The sequence below is a fragment of the Enterobacter sp. BNK-13 genome (genome assembly GCF_048685015.1).
Classification (GTDB): Bacteria; Pseudomonadota; Gammaproteobacteria; order Enterobacterales; family Enterobacteriaceae; genus Enterobacter; species Enterobacter quasiroggenkampii.
Map to the genome: position 1 here is coordinate 1,116,556 of NZ_JBLQTP010000001.1, position 16,216 is coordinate 1,132,771.

Sequence of the window (16,216 nt, forward strand, 5' to 3'; positions counted from 1 at the left end):
GGGAATGATATCAACCCGCAATGGTTGGTCACACCCCACTTCGGGTGTGACCAACACTTCAGAATGATCGCTAATTATGAGCAGGAAGAGGTTCAGTATTTAAGAGCAGGTGCTCATGAAACGCGTGATTTTATTTTTACTGCTGTTTAGTCAAAGCGTATTTGCGAACTGTTGGGATAACGCCGGACATTATTATCACGTCGATCCGTGGCTGTTATATGCGATTGCCAAAGTGGAATCCGGAATGAATCCTTACGCGGTAGGCTGGAACCACGACGGCACGCGTGACGTCGGGTTGATGCAGATTAACAGCTCGCACTTCAGCGAGTTAGAACGTCAGGGGATTGATGAGAACCAGCTTATGACTGAGCCCTGTACCTCCATTATGGTCGGCGCGTCCATCCTGTCCGGGATGATAAAAGTGTATGGCTATAACTGGGAAGCGGTAGGCGCCTATAACGCCGGGTTGAAAAAAGAAAATTATCCGCAGCGCATGCGTTATGCCCATAAAGTGTGGGCGAAGTATCAGCAAATAAAGTCGGGTAAATAACGATAGCGTCATTTTTGTTTTTTGAAGAATTCCTTTTGGTGTTCTTCAGAAAATGAAAAAGAACCACACTCTCAGGCTTATTTATTAAGGGAGTAATACATAAGCCGGGAATGTACTCACCCTAGTTGCTTAAATACAGGATTATTTGAAATGACGAAAAGGACATTACTGAGCGTTCTCGTGGCGGGAGCATGCATTGCACCCTTTATGGCGCAGGCTGCATCACTGCAGGCGGCCAGCAGCGAGCCGTACACCATGAAAGCCAGCGATCTGGCGAAAAAGGAAAAAGAGCTGACCAATTTCCCGCTGATGGTTTCGGTGAAAGACACCATTGCGACTCTGGACAACAGCCTCGTTGAGCAAATTGAGCCAGGTCGTGCGTCGAACCCTGACAACGTCAAGCGCGTTGAAGGGATCGTGAAGGCCAGCGACTGGGAATATCTCTTCCCGCTGCGCGCTCAGTCTTACACCTACAGTAACTTCCTGAAGGCTGTTGGTAAATTCCCGGCACTGTGTAAGACCTATAACGATGGTCGCGACAGCGACGCCATCTGCCGCAAAGAGCTGGCGACCATGTTTGCCCACTTTGCGCAGGAAACCGGCGGTCATGAAAGCTGGCGTCCGGAAGCCGAATGGCGTCAGGCCCTGGTTCACGTTCGTGAAATGGGCTGGACTGAAGGCCAGAAAGGCGGCTATAACGGCGAATGTAACCCTGACATCTGGCAGGGACAGACCTGGCCATGCGGTAAGGACAAAGACGGCGACTTCGTAAGCTACTTTGGCCGCGGCGCGAAGCAGCTGTCTTACAACTACAACTACGGTCCGTTCTCTGAAGCGATGTTTGGCACCGTCCGCACCCTGCTCGACAAACCTGAGCTGGTGGCGGATACCTGGCTGAACCTGGCGAGTGCGATCTTCTTCTTCGCCTATCCGCAGCCGCCAAAACCAAGCATGCTGCAGGTTATCGACGGCACCTGGCAGCCAAACGATCACGATAAAGCCAACGGCCTGGTTCCTGGCTTCGGCGTGACCACCCAGATCATCAACGGTGGCGTAGAGTGCGGCGGTCCGACCGAGATTGCCCAGTCTGAAAACCGCATCAAGTACTACAAAGAGTTCGCGAACTACCTGAAAGTGCCAGTTCCGGCGAATGAAGTGCTGGGCTGCGCCAACATGAAGCAGTTCGATGAAGGCGGCTCCGGCGCGCTGAAGATCTACTGGGAGCAGGACTGGGGATGGAGTCCGGATACGCCGGACGGTAAGACCTACTCCTGCCAGCTGGTGGGTTACCAGACGCCGTTCAGCGCGTTCAAAGAGGGTGACTACACCAACTGCGTTAAGAAGTTCTATAACGTGAACATTATTAACGATGACGGCTCGGCAGTGACCCCAGGCGAAGACAAAACTCCGGCAGACACCACGCCGCCAGCGGATACCACGCCAGCGGAAGATACCACCCCTGTTGAACCGGCAACCGTGAATCACGCCCCTGTGGCGCAGATTGCGGGCCCAATCGGGGCAGTTGAAGCGGGTGCGCAGGTTTCCCTGAGCGCGGAAGGCTCCACAGACGCCGACGGTAACAAGCTGACCTACACCTGGCGTTCCCAGGATGGCCAGACCGTGACCGGTCAGGACAAAGCGGTGGTGACCTTCAAGGCACCAGAGTCTGCAACGGCTCAGCAGTACGAAATCGGCCTGACCGTCAGCGATGGCGAACTGACCAGCACCACGTCCTACCTGCTGAACGTGAAAGCGAAAGCCACGTCTAAGGACGAAGGCACTTCCGGCTCTTACGCCGCGTGGAGCGCGAACAGCAAGTACAACGCAGGTGATATCGTGAACAACCACGGTAAACTGTTCCAGTGCAAACCGTTCCCGTACAGCGGCTGGTGTAACAACTCTCCGGCATACTACGAACCCGGCGCTGGCCTGGCGTGGGCAGATGCCTGGACAGCTCTGTAAAAGCAAACGGCAACCTTCGGGTTGCCGTTTTCGTACATGAGGCTAATGGGGCGAGGGGGCAGTACGGAGCAGTTGTAGGCCCGGTCAGGCGAAGCCGCCACCGGGCAAAAAGGCTAGCGATGAAGCTTCCCGTGATCCCGTAACCACGCCGCCGTGCGCATAATCCCTTCATCCAGCGTCACAACCGGTTTATACCCCAGCTCATTCTCCGCCCGCGAAATATCCAGCGTGAAGTCAAAGTTGAGTTTAGAGACACCGTAATGCGTCAGCGCAGGCTCTTTGGCTGTTTTACTGCCAAAGCGCTCCATGCTGCGGGCAATCATATCCAGCATGGGATAGGGAACAGAACGGATACGGCAGTCGATCTGCAGCTCGTCGATCAGCCGCTGCACAATGCTGCGCAGCGTGCAGGGTTCGCCATTAGTGATGTTATAGGCACGACCGGAGATCAGCTTATCGCAGTCCGGCTGGCTGGCCAGCCACATGGCGTGAACGGCATTTTCGTAGTAGGTCATATCCACCAGCGCATCGCCGCCGCGCGGCAGCAGCACGCTGCCGTAGTGGTGCATCATCTGCGCCAGACGGGGAATAAATACCTTGTCGTGCGGCCCGAACAGGCTCTGCGGACGCAGGACCGTAAAGCGGGTATGCGGGTTTGACTGCGCCAGCAGGTCAATGACCTCTTCGCTGGCCGCCTTGCTGCGGGCAAATTCACAGGCAAAGCGGGCAGGGCGGAAATCTTCCTGCACGTCACGATGGTGGTGATAGTCGAAATAGAGTGACGGTGACGAGATATGAATAAAGTTACGCACGCCCCAGGCAACGGCCCATTCACCCAGACGGCGGGTGGCCCGCACGTTGGCGAGATCGAAGGCTTCCTGGGTCCCCCACGGGGAGGTAAAACTGGAACAGTGCCATAGCGTGTCGATACCGGCGAGCATCACTTTCGCCTGCGAGGAGACGAGCTCCGTCAGGTCGGCATGGACGAACTCTGCGCCCATTTTTTGCAGCAGTTTACCCATCGCTTCGTTGCGACCGGTAGCCCTGACGCTGATGCCTTTATTGCGCAGAAATTCGACCGCATTTCGGCCTAAGCCGCTGGTCGCCCCGGTAACCAGTACCTTCATAGCTATCCACTGTGTTGAAAAGAATTTCGTGCGCATTCTTTCGTGAATTACGGCGCTATGCAATGGGAAAGGTGAAAGAAAGAGAGTTTTATTTAGATCTTTTCTGTCTTTTGTTCTGCCCGTTGCGCAATGCGTTTCGCCATGCCCCGGAAGATAAACAGGTGGGCAGGGATCATCAACAGCCAGTAGAACAGACCCGGCATTCCGTGCGGATGCCACCATGCGCGGACGTCCAGTTCACGATGATCGCCTTTGTCTTTCAGGGTAAAGCAGAGTCGGCCCAGCCCCGGGGCTTTCATGCCGAACAGCAGCGCCAGCTGTTTTTCCGGCTCGACAATAATCACCTTCCAGCTGTCAACCGCGTCACCCACCTCAAGATACGGGCGTGCCGGGCGGCCTTTTGCCAGCCGGTGGCCCACCAGCAGGTCCATTGCCCCGCGCGTTTGCCAGAGGATATTTCCGAAGAAATACCGTTCTCTGCCGCCAATCTGGTTCACCACCTCCCACAGCGCGGCCAGGCTGGCGCGGGTTTTCACCGTACAGCCCGCCTGTTTCGGGTAATAACCATACTCCGGCCGCCAGCGGGCAAAGGCTTGGGCGTCGTAGCCCCAGTCGCTGGAGTTCACCAGCTTTTCTTCTTCCTTGAGCGTGTTGCGCACGGCATCGTCAAAGCGGATTAGGTCCTGAGGAATTAAGGCGCGCAGCGCGCGATCGTCGGCCAGTAAATCATGCTTCAGCCCCTGAATAAGCGCTTTGGCGGTCGTCGGCGGCACCGAGGTGATGACATTCAAAAACCACACCGAAATCCAGCGGGTCGGGAAGGGAATGGGGATCAGCCAGCGGCGGCGTCCGCTGACGCGCATGAAATGTTCGAACTGCTCCTGATAGCTCAGCACGTCCGGGCCTGCCGCCTCAAGCACGCGGTGTTGCTCCGCCGGATGATCCAGCAGGGCCACCAGATAATGCAGCAGGTTCTCCAGCGCAATCGGCGTGGTGCGCGAACGGACCCAGCGCGGCGGCGTGAGCACCGGCAGGTTGTAGACCATATCGCGCATCACTTCGAAGGCGGCAGAGCCTGCGCCGACGATGATCCCGGCGCGCAGTTCGGTGACGGGGATATTTGCCCCCCGCAGGATGTCCGCCGTCAGCTGGCGGGCGCGCAGGTGATCGGACTGCTCGTGTTCAGGTGCCTGGAGTGAACTGAGAAAAATCACCTGCTTCACCGGGGTTTGCAGCAGGGCATCGCGGACATTCATCGCCACCTGACGCTCGTGGGCGATAAAATCCCCGCCTTCGCCCATGCTGTGCACCAGGTAGTAAAGGGTGTCGACCCCGTCCAGTAGCGTGGGAAGTGACTTCGGCCAGTTGAGGTCAACGTTGTGACAGGTAACGCCCGCTAAACAGAGTTTTTGCAGGCGTTCGGTGTTGCGTGCCGCAGCCAGCACCTGGTGCCCCTGCTGGCTTAACGCCGCGGTGAGATGCTGACCGATATACCCGCTGGCGCCGAGCACCAGAATGCGTTGCGGCACGTGCTGCTCCTTATCGCTGTAAAAACGCCTGCCAGTGTTTCACCACGTCGGTCAGCTGCTCGCGGCTGACGTCGAGATGCGTGACCAGACGCACGACAGGCGAGGCGTTGATCAGCACGCCACGTGCTTTCATGAACTCGCCAAGCGCAGCAGCGTGGTCATCGCCCACGCGAACGAACAGCATGTTAGTGTCGTGGCGCATCACGTCGGCGCCAATTTCACGCAGCTGCGCCGCCATCCACGCGGCGTTGTCGTGATCGTCCTTCAGACGCGCCACGTTGTTTTTCAGGGCATACAGCCCCGCAGCTGCCAGAATACCCGCCTGACGCATGCCGCCGCCGGTCATTTTGCGCCAGCGGTTGGCACGCTTGATGTAGTCCGCATTGCCGACGAGCAGGGAACCCACTGGGGTGCCCAGCCCTTTAGAGAGGCAGATGGTGAATGAGTCGCAGTATTGCGTAATCTCTTTCAGCTCGCAGCCGTACGCCACCACGGCGTTGAAGATGCGCGCGCCGTCCACGTGCAGGCCCAGCCTGCGTTCGCGGGTAAACTCCCATGCGGCTTTCAGGTATTCGCGCGGCAGCACTTTGCCGTTGTGGGTGTTTTCAAGGCTGAGCAGCCTGGTGCGGGCAAAGTGAATATCATCGGCTTTGATTTTCGCCGCGACCTTGTCGAGCGGCAGAGTGCCGTCCGGCGCGGCGTCAATCGGCTGCGGCTGAATGCTGCCGAGCACCGCAGCACCGCCGGCTTCGTAGAGGTAGTTATGCGCGCCCTGGCCGACAATGTACTCTTCACCGCGCTCGCAGTGGCTGAGCAGCGCCACCAGGTTGGCCTGCGTGCCGGTGGGCAGGAACAGGGCGGCCTCTTTTCCGCTCAGCTCTGCGGCATAGCGCTGCAGTTCGTTTACCGTCGGGTCGTCGCCGTAGACGTCGTCCCCGACCGGGGCGGCCATCATCTCTTCGAGCATGGCGCGACTCGGGCGGGTAACGGTATCACTGCGTAAATCAATCATGGCATGTCCTTATATTTAAAAAGGCGATGCCAGATGTTTTACCTGAGCCAGTTGGTTTTTGCCAGTTCGATCACCTCGTCACCGCGCCCGCTGATGATTGCGCGCAGCATGTACAGGCTAAAGCCTTTGGCCTGCTCCAGCTTGATCTGTGGCGGGATGGCCAGCTCCTCTTTGGCGACGACCACATCCACCAGTACCGGGCCGTCGATGGAGAAGGCGCGCTGCAGGGCTTCATCCACCTCGGACGCTTTCTCCACGCGGATGCCGGTGATGCCGCAGGCCTCGGCGATACGGGCAAAGTTGGTGTCGTGCAGCTCGGTGCCGTCCGTCAGATAGCCTCCAGCCTTCATCTCCATCGCCACGAAGCCCAGCACGCTGTTGTTGAAGACCACGATTTTCAGCGGGAGCTTCATCTGCACCACCGACAGGAAATCGCCCATCAGCATGCTGAACCCGCCGTCGCCGCACATCGCCACCACCTGGCGCTCCGGCGCTGTCGCTTTTGCGCCCAGCGCCTGCGGCATGGCGTTGGCCATCGAGCCGTGGTTGAACGAGCCGAGCAGACGGCGCTTGCCGTTCATTTTCAGGTAGCGTGCCGCCCAGACGGTTGGCGTGCCTACGTCGCAGGTGAAAATGGCATCGTCGTCCGCGAAATGGCTGATCTGCTGCGCCAGATACTGCGGGTGAATGGCTTTGTCGCTCGGTTTGGCGAGATCGTCCAGACCCTTACGTGCATCGCGATAGTCGCTTAGCGCTTTATCGAGGAACTTGCGATCGGTTTTCTCTTCCAGCAGCGGCAGCAGGGCGGCAAGGGTGGATTTGATGTCGCCCACCAGCGCCATATCGACCTTGCTGTGCGCGCCGATGCTGGCCGGGTTGATATCAATCTGAATGATTTTGGCGTCCGTCGGGTAGAACGCGCGGTACGGGAACTGGGTGCCGAGCAGGATCAGCGTGTCGGCGTTCATCATGGTGTGGAAGCCGGAAGAAAAACCGATCAGTCCGGTCATGCCCACGTCGTACGGGTTATCGTATTCGACGTGCTCTTTGCCGCGCAGGGCGTGGACGATTGGCGCTTTCAGCTTACCGGCAAATTCCAGCAGCTCCTTGTGCGCGCCCGCGCAGCCGCTGCCGCACATCAGGGCGATATTGCTGGCGTAACGCAGCAGCTGCGCCAGTTTTTTCAGCTCCTCCTCGGCTGGCGTTACCACCGGCTGCGGCGCGTGATACCAGTGGGTGCTGGCCCCTTCTGGCGCGGCCTTGAGGGCTACATCGCCCGGAATAACGACCACCGAAACGCCGCGATTCAGCACGGCCTTGCGCATGGCGATCGCCAGAACCTGCGGGATCTGCTCCGGGGATGAAACCAGTTCGCAATAGTGGCTGCATTCACGGAACAGCTCCTGCGGATGCGTCTCCTGAAAATAGCCGCTGCCGATTTCGGACGAGGGGATGTGGGCGGCAATCGCCAGCACCGGCACGTGATTGCGGTGGCAGTCGAAGAGGCCGTTGATCAGGTGCAGGTTACCTGGGCCGCAGGATCCGGCGCAGACGGCCAGTTCCCCGGTAAGCTGGGCTTCAGCGCCTGCGGCGAACGCGGCAACCTCTTCATGGCGGGTCGGCATCCATTCGATGGTCTTCATCTTGTTAAGGCTGTCGCTGAGTCCGTTCAGGGAATCGCCGGTAACGCCCCAGATACGTTTTACGCCAGCCTGTTCGAGCGTTTTCGCTATATATGCAGCCACGGTTTGTTTCATGGTTGTCCGTCTCCTTTTTGTGATAACGCTTACAAGCTTAGAAGAAAGTCTCCGTATTGCCCGTCAAGTCCCCCCAATTAAAAGGTGCTTTTCACGCGCAATTATTCGGCATAATCTGGTGATACTTCAGTGAAAACAGGAATAATTTCAAATGGTTAAATCATTGTTAATTGCTGTTAATGAAAAGCTATCGTGCGACGATCTTGGCAAACTCTTGTTACGACTTGCCGTCGGCGGGCTGATGCTCTTTCACGGTTTGCATAAGCTATTTGGTGGGGTGGGCTTTATCAGCGGCATGCTGGTGGAGAAAGGGCTGCCGGGGTTTATTGCCTACGGCGTGTTGATTGGCGAAGTGGTGGCGCCGATCCTGATTATTGTCGGGCTCTTTACGCGCCCGGCCGCGCTGGTGCTGGCGTTTACGATGATCGTGGCATGGCTGATGGTGGGAATGGGAGAAACGCTCGCCCTTGATAAGGTTGGGGCATGGGCGATTGAAAGCCTGGTGTACTTCTTTATCGGCTCGCTGGCGGTGGCGTTTTTAGGCGCAGGGCGGTTTGCGCTGGGGAAAGCGCCTGCGTGGCGGTAGGGCGGTTGTAGGCCGGGTAAACGTAGTGCCACCCGGCAAAAAAGCCCGGTGGCGCTGACGCTTACCGGGCCTACGATCGAAAGCATAACCATTATGCGAGGACGAGATCACCCTGTGGATGGCAAGAGCACGCCAGCACGTAACCCTCGGCAATTTCCGCGTCGGACAACGTCATGGTGCTGGTCACGGTGTACTCCCCGGACACTACCTTCGTTTTACAGCTGCCGCAGACCCCGGCACGGCAGGCCACCGCCACCGGCACGTGGTTGCTTTCCAGCGCCTCCAGCAGCGTGCTCCCCACGCGGCCAAAGAAGGTCTGCGCAGGCTGCAGTTTGGTAAACGTAATCCCGCTGGTTGCTGCTTCCGCCACCGGCGTGAAAAACTGCTCTTTGAAGAAGCGGGTCACGCCGAGCGCTTTCACATCTTCTTCCACGATAGCCATGTATGGCGCCGGGCCGCAGGTCATCACGGTGCGGTTCGCGATATCCGGCACGCTTTGCAGCAGCTCGCGGCTCAGGCGACCGGGAATAAAACCGTGCGTCGCGTGATGTTCCGCTACCAGCGTCACCGGATAATCACGCCACTCTTCGGCAAAAATGACATCGTCCGGAGAGCGCACGCTGAAGATCACCTGCACGTCGGCCTGCGGGCGGTGTTTGGCCAGCCAGCGGCGCATTGACATAATCGGCGTTACGCCACAGCCTGCCGCCAGCAGCAGGAATTTCTCTTCCGCTTTGTCGTCACAGGTGAACTCACCCTGCGCATCGGACAGCCAGATATAATCCCCGCGCTTCACGTCCCGAGTCAGCCATTCTGAACCGGCTCCGCCTTCAATGCGACGGACGGTAAGCGTGATGTACTCGCTCACGCCCGGCGTGGAGGAAAGGGTGTAGGCGCGCAGGGTGTCTGCCGAATGGCGAACGCTAACCAGCGCATACTGACCCGCACGGTACGGATAGTAGTCGTGGCACAGCAGCGACAGCGTCCATACATCCGGCGTCTCCTGATGGATGTGATGAACCTGCATGCGCCACGGGCAGTGTGAGGTTGGCATGGTCATGAGTTACTCCTTACGCGCTCAGCAGCTGCTTCATATCGTCTTCAACGTTGGTCACGGAGCGCAGACCGAATTTTTCATTGAGCACCGCCAGCAGGTCCGGCGTCAGGAAGCCTGGCGCGGTCGGGCCAGTCACGATGTTAGTCACGCCCAGAGAGAGCAGGGTCAGCAGGATGACAATCGCTTTCTGCTCAAACCACGAGAGCACCAGCGACAGCGGCAGGTCGTTCACGCCGCAGCCCAGTTTCTCCGCCAGGGTAACGGCCAGAATGATGGCCGAATAAGCATCGTTACACTGGCCCGCATCGATCAAGCGCGGCAGACCTTCGATGTCGCCGAATTCCAGCTTGTTGAAACGGTATTTGCCGCACGCCAGGGTCAGGATCAGGCAGTCTTCCGGCACGCGGGTGGCGAAATCGGTAAAGTAGTTACGCTCGCCGCGCGCGCCGTCGCAGCCGCCGACGAGGAAGATGTGGCGCAGCTTTTCACGGCTGACGAGATCGATCAGCGAGTCAGCGGCACCGAGCAGGGTTTCACGACCGAAGCCGACGGTGATCAGATGCGGGATCTCGCTGTACGGGAAGCCTGCCATCTGCTGCGCTTGCGCTATCACCGGACCGAAATCGTCACCTTCCAGATGGCTCACGCCCGGCCAGCCGACGATGCTGCGGGTCCAGATGCGGTCGTCATACGCGCCCACGGTCGGGTCGATGATGCAGTTAGAGGTCATCACGATAGGGCCAGGGAAGCGGGCAAATTCCACCTGCTGGTTCTGCCAGCCGCTGCCGTAGTTACCGATCAGGTGCTTAAACTTACGCAGCTCCGGATAGCCGTGCGCCGGCAGCATTTCACCGTGGGTATAGACGTTAACGCCGGTGCCTTCGGTCTGCTTCAGCAGGTTGTAGAGATCTTTCAGGTCATGACCGGAGATCAGGATACATTTACCCTCGGTCGCTTTGACGTTGACCTGCGTTGGGGTCGGATGGCCGTAGGTGCTGGTTTCACCGGCGTCCAGAATACTCATCACCCTGAAGTTCATCTGCCCGATTTCCATCGAGCATTCCAGCAGCGCGTTCATATCGGCAGGCCAGGTGCCCAGCCACGCCATGATTTTATGGTATTGCGCGTAAATGTCGTTGTCGTATTGACCGAGCACATGCGCGTGCTCCATATAGGCTGCCGCGCCTTTCAGGCCGTACAGGCACAGCAGGCGAAGGCCGAGAATGTTCTCGCCAATCGCCGCTTTGTCTTTATTCGGCGTGAATTCTGCCGCCTGACGCTGCAGCTCGCCCAGAACGTCACTCACCAGCTGAAGGTCTGACATCGGGTTTTCCAGGCGGGCGCTGGCGTCCGCCTTCAGACACTGCGCCTTCAGCGCTTCACGCAGGGCGATGGCTTCGCGGGCATAGCCAACAATGCGCGGAGAGTCGAAGTTAACGTTGGTTAGCGTGGAGAAGAAGGCGCGCGGGGCGAAGCTGTCGACGTAGTGGTCGATGATGCCATATTCGCGGGCTTTAAACGCCCATGCGGAAAGGCCTTGCAGGGCCGCAATCAGCAGGTCCTGAAGGTCAGATGTTTCTGCGGTTTTGCCGCACATACCCTGTGCGTAAGAGCAGCCATTGCCTGCCGGGGTACGGATGGTTTGTTCACATTGCACACAAAACATAATCACACCTGTTAAAGTTATATTTAATATACATGTTTAAGGTTATGCCTGTGCCAGAACGGTGAAAAGGGCTTTTTGCTACAAAATAGAGGGAGATTGATTTAGCGCAATTTTGGCGGCAGGAACCCTACCGCCAAAGAAGTATCAGGCCGAGAAGACGGCCATCAGAACCGGAACCAGCAGGCTTAAAATAAAGCCGTGAACGATGGCGGCGGGCACCATCTCCAGCCCGCCAGAGCGTTGTAACACTGGCAGGGTAAAGTCCATCGACGTCGCGCCGCACAGGCCCAGCGCGGTAGAGCGGCTGCGGCGAACCAGTCCCGGGATCAGCATTATGGCGATCAGCTCGCGCGCCAGATCGTTAAAGAAGGCGGCGCTGCCGATCACCGGACCGAATGATTCGGTCAGCAAAATACCGGAGAGGGAATACCAGCCAAAACCTGACGCCATCGCGAGGCCGGTTTTCAGCGGCAGGTCGAGAATAAAAGCGTTAATCACGCCCGCCACCATGGAACTGGCGATAACAATGACCGCGACCATCATTCCCCGACGGTTCAGAACAATTTGCTTCAGCGTCATGCCATTATTTCGCAGCTGGATACCGATCAGGAACAGCAGGAAGATCAGCGTATATTCACTGGCCTCTGTTGCGTGCTGTAAAAACGCCCAGCCGGTCAGCCCAAGAAGAAAACCGAGCACCACGACGCCGCACAGTTTTAATGATTCCAGCGCCATCGCAATTCGGGAAGGCAGCTTTTCCTGATGATGATGGTTTTTCCACGGAACGGTGCGCTCAAGCCAGAATAATGCGGCGATATTACACAGCAAAATAACCACCACGGTGACCACCGAATAATGCAGGATGGAAAGCAAATTCGTCGCCAGATTATCCAGGAAGGCCAGGCTTATCCCCATAAAGAAAAGAATGACGTAAACAATCCAGCTGAGAAAACGGTTGATGAGCCGTAATGCGGATTCTCTGTGCAGCGGAATAAGGTAGCCCACAATCAGGGGCAGCAGAATAATGAGGAGTCCTGAAAACATGAACAGCCGGTCCTTTTGAGTATCTGTTGAGCGCCAGAGACACTACCCAATAAAGGCTGTCAGGTAAAGGAGCAATAAAAAAGCCGGGTGGCGGCTGCGCCTTACCCGGCCTACAAGTGCACTCTCACGTAGGTCGGGTAAGCGTTAGCGCCGCCCGACACCGCGCGCAATTAATCGCGTTTTTCCAGCAGGGTGCGGTACAGCACGCCACCCAGGATACCGCCGATAATCGGCATCACCCAGAACAGCCAAAGTTGCTCAAGCGCCCAGCCGCCCTGGAAGATGGCGACGGCGGTACTGCGTGCCGGGTTAACGGAGGTGTTGGTGACCGGAATCGAAATCAGGTGAATAAGGGTCAGCGCCAGACCAATCGCAATAGGGGCAAAGCCTGCTGGCGCGTGTTTGTCGGTTGCGCCGTGGATCACCAGCAGGAAGCCTGCGGTCAGCACAATTTCAATCACGATGGCAGACAGCATGGAATAACCGCCCGGAGAATGCTCGCCGAAGCCGTTAGAGGCGAAGCCGCTGGCCGCCGCGTCGAACCCGGTTTTACCGCTGGCAATCACGTACAGAACGCCCGCTGCGATAATACCGCCAACCACCTGGGCGACAATATAACCAATCACTTCTTTCGCCGGAAAACGACCGCCGGCCCATAAACCTAACGTTACTGCCGGGTTAAAATGACCGCCGGAAATATGCCCCACGGCAAAGGCCATGGTTAATACGGTCAAACCAAATGCCAGCGCGACGCCGACAAAACCGATACCTAATTCCGGGAATGCTGCTGCCAGAACGGCGCTACCGCAGCCACCAAATACCAGCCAGAATGTACCAAAGCATTCTGCAGCCAATTTTCTAAACATAACCACCTCAAATAATTTTCCGCACGCTTTCCCGCGCGCGGGATATATCGCCATAAAGGGATGACGACTCAAAGAGTCCGTATTTTAGAAACCAATAACACCCCTTCGCCACTTAAATAAATTCGATTAATTTGATTTAAGGCAATGTGATGTCAATCCTTGTTCAAATCAGCGGTAAATAGAGCATAGACCAATTCTCGCCACGGTGAATGTTGTGCTGTCGTGACAGGGCGCCTCCCGCTATACTGCTGATAACTTAAAGGAAAAAGTGATCATTGCGCGGGGGATTTATGCTTCTCGAACGTGTGGAAATTGTCGGGTTTCGCGGTATTAACCGCCTGTCGCTGCAGCTGGAACAGAACAACGTCCTGATCGGCGAGAACGCGTGGGGTAAGTCCAGCCTGCTGGATGCGCTGACGTTACTGCTTTCGCCCGAAGACGATCTGTATCACTTCGTTCGCGACGACTTCTGGTTCCCGCCCGGCGACGTGACGGGGCGCGAGAAGCACCTGCATATCATCCTGACGTTCCGCGAATCCGAGCCCGGACGGCATCGGGTGCGTCGCTTCCGCCCGCTGTCACCCTGCTGGGTGCCGTGCGATGACGGCTTCCACCGGATTTTCTATCGGCTGGAGGGTGAAATGGCGGAAAACGAGGGCGTGTTGACCCTGCGTGATTTTCTTGATGAGAAAGCCAGTCCGATCCCGCTGGACAATATTGACGATCTGGCCCGCCACCTGATCCGCCTGACGCCGGTGTTGCGCCTGCGCGACGCGCGTTTTATGCGGCGTATACGTAACGGTACCGTCCCGAATATGCCGGAAGTGGAAGTCACCGCCCGCGAGCTGGATTTTCTGGCAAGAGAGCTGGTGTCGCGTCCGCAAAATCTGACCGATGGTCAGATTCGTCAGGGGCTGTCCGCGATGGTACAGCTTCTGGAGCACTATTTTTCCGAGCAGGGGACGTCGGAGTCGCGCCATCGCCTGATGCGCCGCCGCTCTCATGACGAGCAGCGCAGCTGGCGCTACCTCGATATCATTAACCGGATGATCGACCGGCCCGGCGGTCGTACCCATCGGGTGATTTTGCTGGGGCTGTTTTCAACGCTTCTGCAGGCCAAAGGCACCGTTCGTCTTGACCGGGACGCCCGGCCGCTGCTGCTGGTGGAAGACCCGGAAACGCGCCTGCATCCCATCATGCTCTCCGTTGCATGGCATCTGCTGAACCTGCTGCCGCTCCAGCGCATTACGACCACCAATTCCGGTGAATTATTATCGCTGACGCCGGTAGAGCACGTCTGTCGTCTGGTGCGTGAATCTTCCCGCGTCTCCGCCTTCCGCTTAGGTCCGGGGGGATTGAACGCGGAAGACGGGCGGCGCATCGCGTTTCATATTCGCTTTAACCGCGCGTCGTCGCTCTTTGCCCGCTGCTGGCTGCTGGTGGAAGGCGAGACGGAAACCTGGGTCATCAACGAACTGGCGCGCCAGTGCGGCCACCATTTTGATGCGGAAGGCATTAAGGTGATTGAATTTGCCCAGTCGGGATTAAAGCCGCTGATAAAATTTGCCCGCCGGATGGGGATCGAGTGGCACGTTCTGGTCGACGGTGATGAGGCGGGCAAAAAATATGCCTCCACCGTACGCAGCCTGCTGAATAACGAGCGAGAAGAAGAGCGCGACCATTTAACCATGCTGCCCGCCATGGACATGGAGCACTTTATGTATCGTCAGGGGTTCGACGACGTATTCCACCGAATTGCCATGGTGCCGGTCGATGTCCCGATGAACATGCGGCGCGTGATCGCCAAAGCTATTCATCGTTCTTCAAAACCGGATTTAGCCATTGAAGTGGCAACGGAAGCGGGGAGACGGGGTGTGGAGGCGGTGCCGACCCTGCTGCGGAAGATGTTCTCCCGCGTGCTGTGGCTGGCACGCGGGAGAGCGGATTAACGTTGAGTCGCCTGGTTCACCTGCTGAATCAGGCTATCCAGCAGCGCGTAGCGGCGGCGATATTCGGAACGCTTTTTGCTCGCGATCTCTTCCATCGGTTTACGCGGCATGACGAGGGGCAGCATGAAGTTGCCGCTATCCTGCTTTTCACCGCCGATGGAGATCCAGAAACTGTCGTAATCGGCCAACAGTTTCCCCTCTTTTTTCTTGCGGTAGCGCCAGCTGCGATAAATATGGGTGTCGTTACTGACGGCGACAATCTGTTCTACCGGGAAGGCGGTGCCGAGCGTCATGGCGGCTTCGACCAGCAGACGTTTCGGGAACAGACCATGGCAGGCCTTCGTCGCGCCCTGGATCAGCTCATGGGGAACGTGGGCTTTTGCGCCCTGCAGGCCGCCGATAAACAGCGTCGATTTTCCCTCAAACTTGCACAGGGTGAAGGTCATCTCGGCCAGCACCGTATTCTGATGGTCGCAGAAGGCGAGGGTGGCTTCCCCTTCTTTATCCAGAAACGCATCGGCGCACAGGCGGACGGTAAATTGCTCTTCATCTTTACCGGTTAAGGTGAGCAGCGTGAAGCCCTTTTTCGACAGATAGCCCGAGAGCAGCGATGCCGGCATATGGCGGCTCATCGTTTGATAGTGCCAGTTAAGGGACTCAAGGGCCTGCTGGCGATTCATATTCACCGTCAGCCAGGGGCGATGCAGACGGCACGGCAGTCCTGGCTGTACCTGCAGCATTTGCATCAGGCTCGGCTGTTTTGCAAGGCTCGTCAACAGGCGAGCGGTACTTACAGGCGTCGCCAGCGAACGGAGCATGAATTTACGTCGATAGGCGGGGTTTTGCCACGCCAGCCCTGGCGTGAGCTTACCGGAAGCCAGATGACTGAAGAGCTGCCAACCCGATGCAGGCTGTGGCAGGTTTGAAAAAGGTGTATCGACGATGGAAGACATGTTAGATCCTGCTTCTTGATGAAGATTTCCATTTCAGCAGGCGAACGTTCAACGTCTCGTAAACAAATTGTGACGATTTCGGAGAACAGGGGTTTCGTTGAGGAATCGTTTAGATAGAATCAGCATTTATCATTGCCAGAACATTTATTTGGAATATT

13 protein-coding genes are annotated in these 16,216 nt (G+C 57.4%); 4 read left to right on the forward strand and 9 right to left on the reverse strand.

The features are described 5' to 3' along the window. Positions 1 to 115 precede the first annotated feature (115 nt). Both iagB and ACMGGQ_RS05315 read left to right on the forward strand, forming a co-directional pair. Positions 116 to 550, forward strand: coding sequence for a type III secretion system invasion protein IagB (gene iagB / locus ACMGGQ_RS05310; protein WP_048027141.1), 435 nt, complete (start codon positions 116 to 118; stop codon positions 548 to 550). Between the two features lie 150 nt (positions 551 to 700). Further along, positions 701 to 2,512, forward strand: a complete 1,812-nt coding sequence (locus tag ACMGGQ_RS05315; protein ID WP_045908411.1) for a chitinase — start codon at positions 701 to 703, stop codon at positions 2,510 to 2,512. Positions 2,513 to 2,625: 113 nt separating this feature from the next. Here ACMGGQ_RS05315 and ACMGGQ_RS05320 read toward each other — a convergent pair whose 3' ends face one another. The 4 genes from ACMGGQ_RS05320 to poxB form a co-directional block, all read right to left on the reverse strand. Further along, a complete protein-coding gene (locus ACMGGQ_RS05320; protein ID WP_032649241.1) occupies positions 2,626 to 3,639 on the reverse strand; it encodes an NAD-dependent epimerase/dehydratase family protein in 1,014 nt (337 codons plus the stop codon). 92 nt (positions 3,640 to 3,731) lie between these two features. After that, entirely contained in the window at positions 3,732 to 5,168 is a 1,437-nt protein-coding gene (locus ACMGGQ_RS05325) for a DUF2867 domain-containing protein (RefSeq protein WP_420289680.1), read from the reverse strand. Positions 5,169 to 5,178: 10 nt separating this feature from the next. After that, complete coding sequence (gene ltaE / locus ACMGGQ_RS05330) at positions 5,179 to 6,180, reverse strand: low-specificity L-threonine aldolase (protein ID WP_045908408.1); 1,002 nt, start codon at positions 6,178 to 6,180, stop codon at positions 5,179 to 5,181. Positions 6,181 to 6,218: 38 nt separating this feature from the next. Then, positions 6,219 to 7,937, reverse strand: coding sequence for a ubiquinone-dependent pyruvate dehydrogenase (gene poxB / locus ACMGGQ_RS05335; protein WP_023343670.1), 1,719 nt, complete (start codon positions 7,935 to 7,937; stop codon positions 6,219 to 6,221). A 151-nt stretch (positions 7,938 to 8,088) separates the two neighbouring features. On the opposite strand from poxB, the gene ACMGGQ_RS05340 reads away from it, so the two are divergent. Further along, on the forward strand, positions 8,089 to 8,523 hold the full coding sequence (locus ACMGGQ_RS05340) for a DoxX family protein (RefSeq protein WP_045908406.1): 435 nt from the start codon (positions 8,089 to 8,091) through the stop codon (positions 8,521 to 8,523). 91 nt (positions 8,524 to 8,614) lie between these two features. Here the strand turns inward: ACMGGQ_RS05340 and hcr are convergent, their stop codons facing one another. The 4 genes from hcr to aqpZ form a co-directional block, all read right to left on the reverse strand. Next, on the reverse strand, positions 8,615 to 9,583 hold the full coding sequence (hcr, locus tag ACMGGQ_RS05345; RefSeq protein WP_420289681.1) for an NADH oxidoreductase: 969 nt from the start codon (positions 9,581 to 9,583) through the stop codon (positions 8,615 to 8,617). A gap of 10 nt (positions 9,584 to 9,593) precedes the next feature. Then, positions 9,594 to 11,246, reverse strand: coding sequence for a hydroxylamine reductase (gene hcp, locus ACMGGQ_RS05350; protein ID WP_420289682.1), 1,653 nt, complete (start codon positions 11,244 to 11,246; stop codon positions 9,594 to 9,596). Positions 11,247 to 11,390: 144 nt separating this feature from the next. Continuing rightward, positions 11,391 to 12,290 carry a lysine exporter LysO family protein gene (locus ACMGGQ_RS05355; protein ID WP_048027153.1) on the reverse strand — a complete coding sequence of 300 codons (900 nt, stop codon included), beginning with the start codon at positions 12,288 to 12,290 and terminating at the stop codon, positions 11,391 to 11,393. 170 nt (positions 12,291 to 12,460) lie between these two features. Next, positions 12,461 to 13,156, reverse strand: coding sequence for an aquaporin Z (gene aqpZ / locus ACMGGQ_RS05360; protein WP_048027621.1), 696 nt, complete (start codon positions 13,154 to 13,156; stop codon positions 12,461 to 12,463). Between the two features lie 290 nt (positions 13,157 to 13,446). Between aqpZ and ACMGGQ_RS05365 the strand changes: the two genes are divergently transcribed. Next, positions 13,447 to 15,105 (forward strand): ATP-dependent endonuclease, encoded by a 1,659-nt coding sequence (locus ACMGGQ_RS05365; protein WP_048222285.1) that lies wholly within the window; start codon positions 13,447 to 13,449, stop codon positions 15,103 to 15,105. On the opposite strand, the gene ACMGGQ_RS05370 is transcribed toward ACMGGQ_RS05365, so the two are convergent. Beyond that, on the reverse strand, positions 15,102 to 16,058 hold the full coding sequence (locus tag ACMGGQ_RS05370; protein WP_420289683.1) for a VirK/YbjX family protein: 957 nt from the start codon (positions 16,056 to 16,058) through the stop codon (positions 15,102 to 15,104). The genes ACMGGQ_RS05365 and ACMGGQ_RS05370 overlap by 4 nt on opposite strands. Between the last annotated feature and the right edge of the window lie 158 nt (positions 16,059 to 16,216).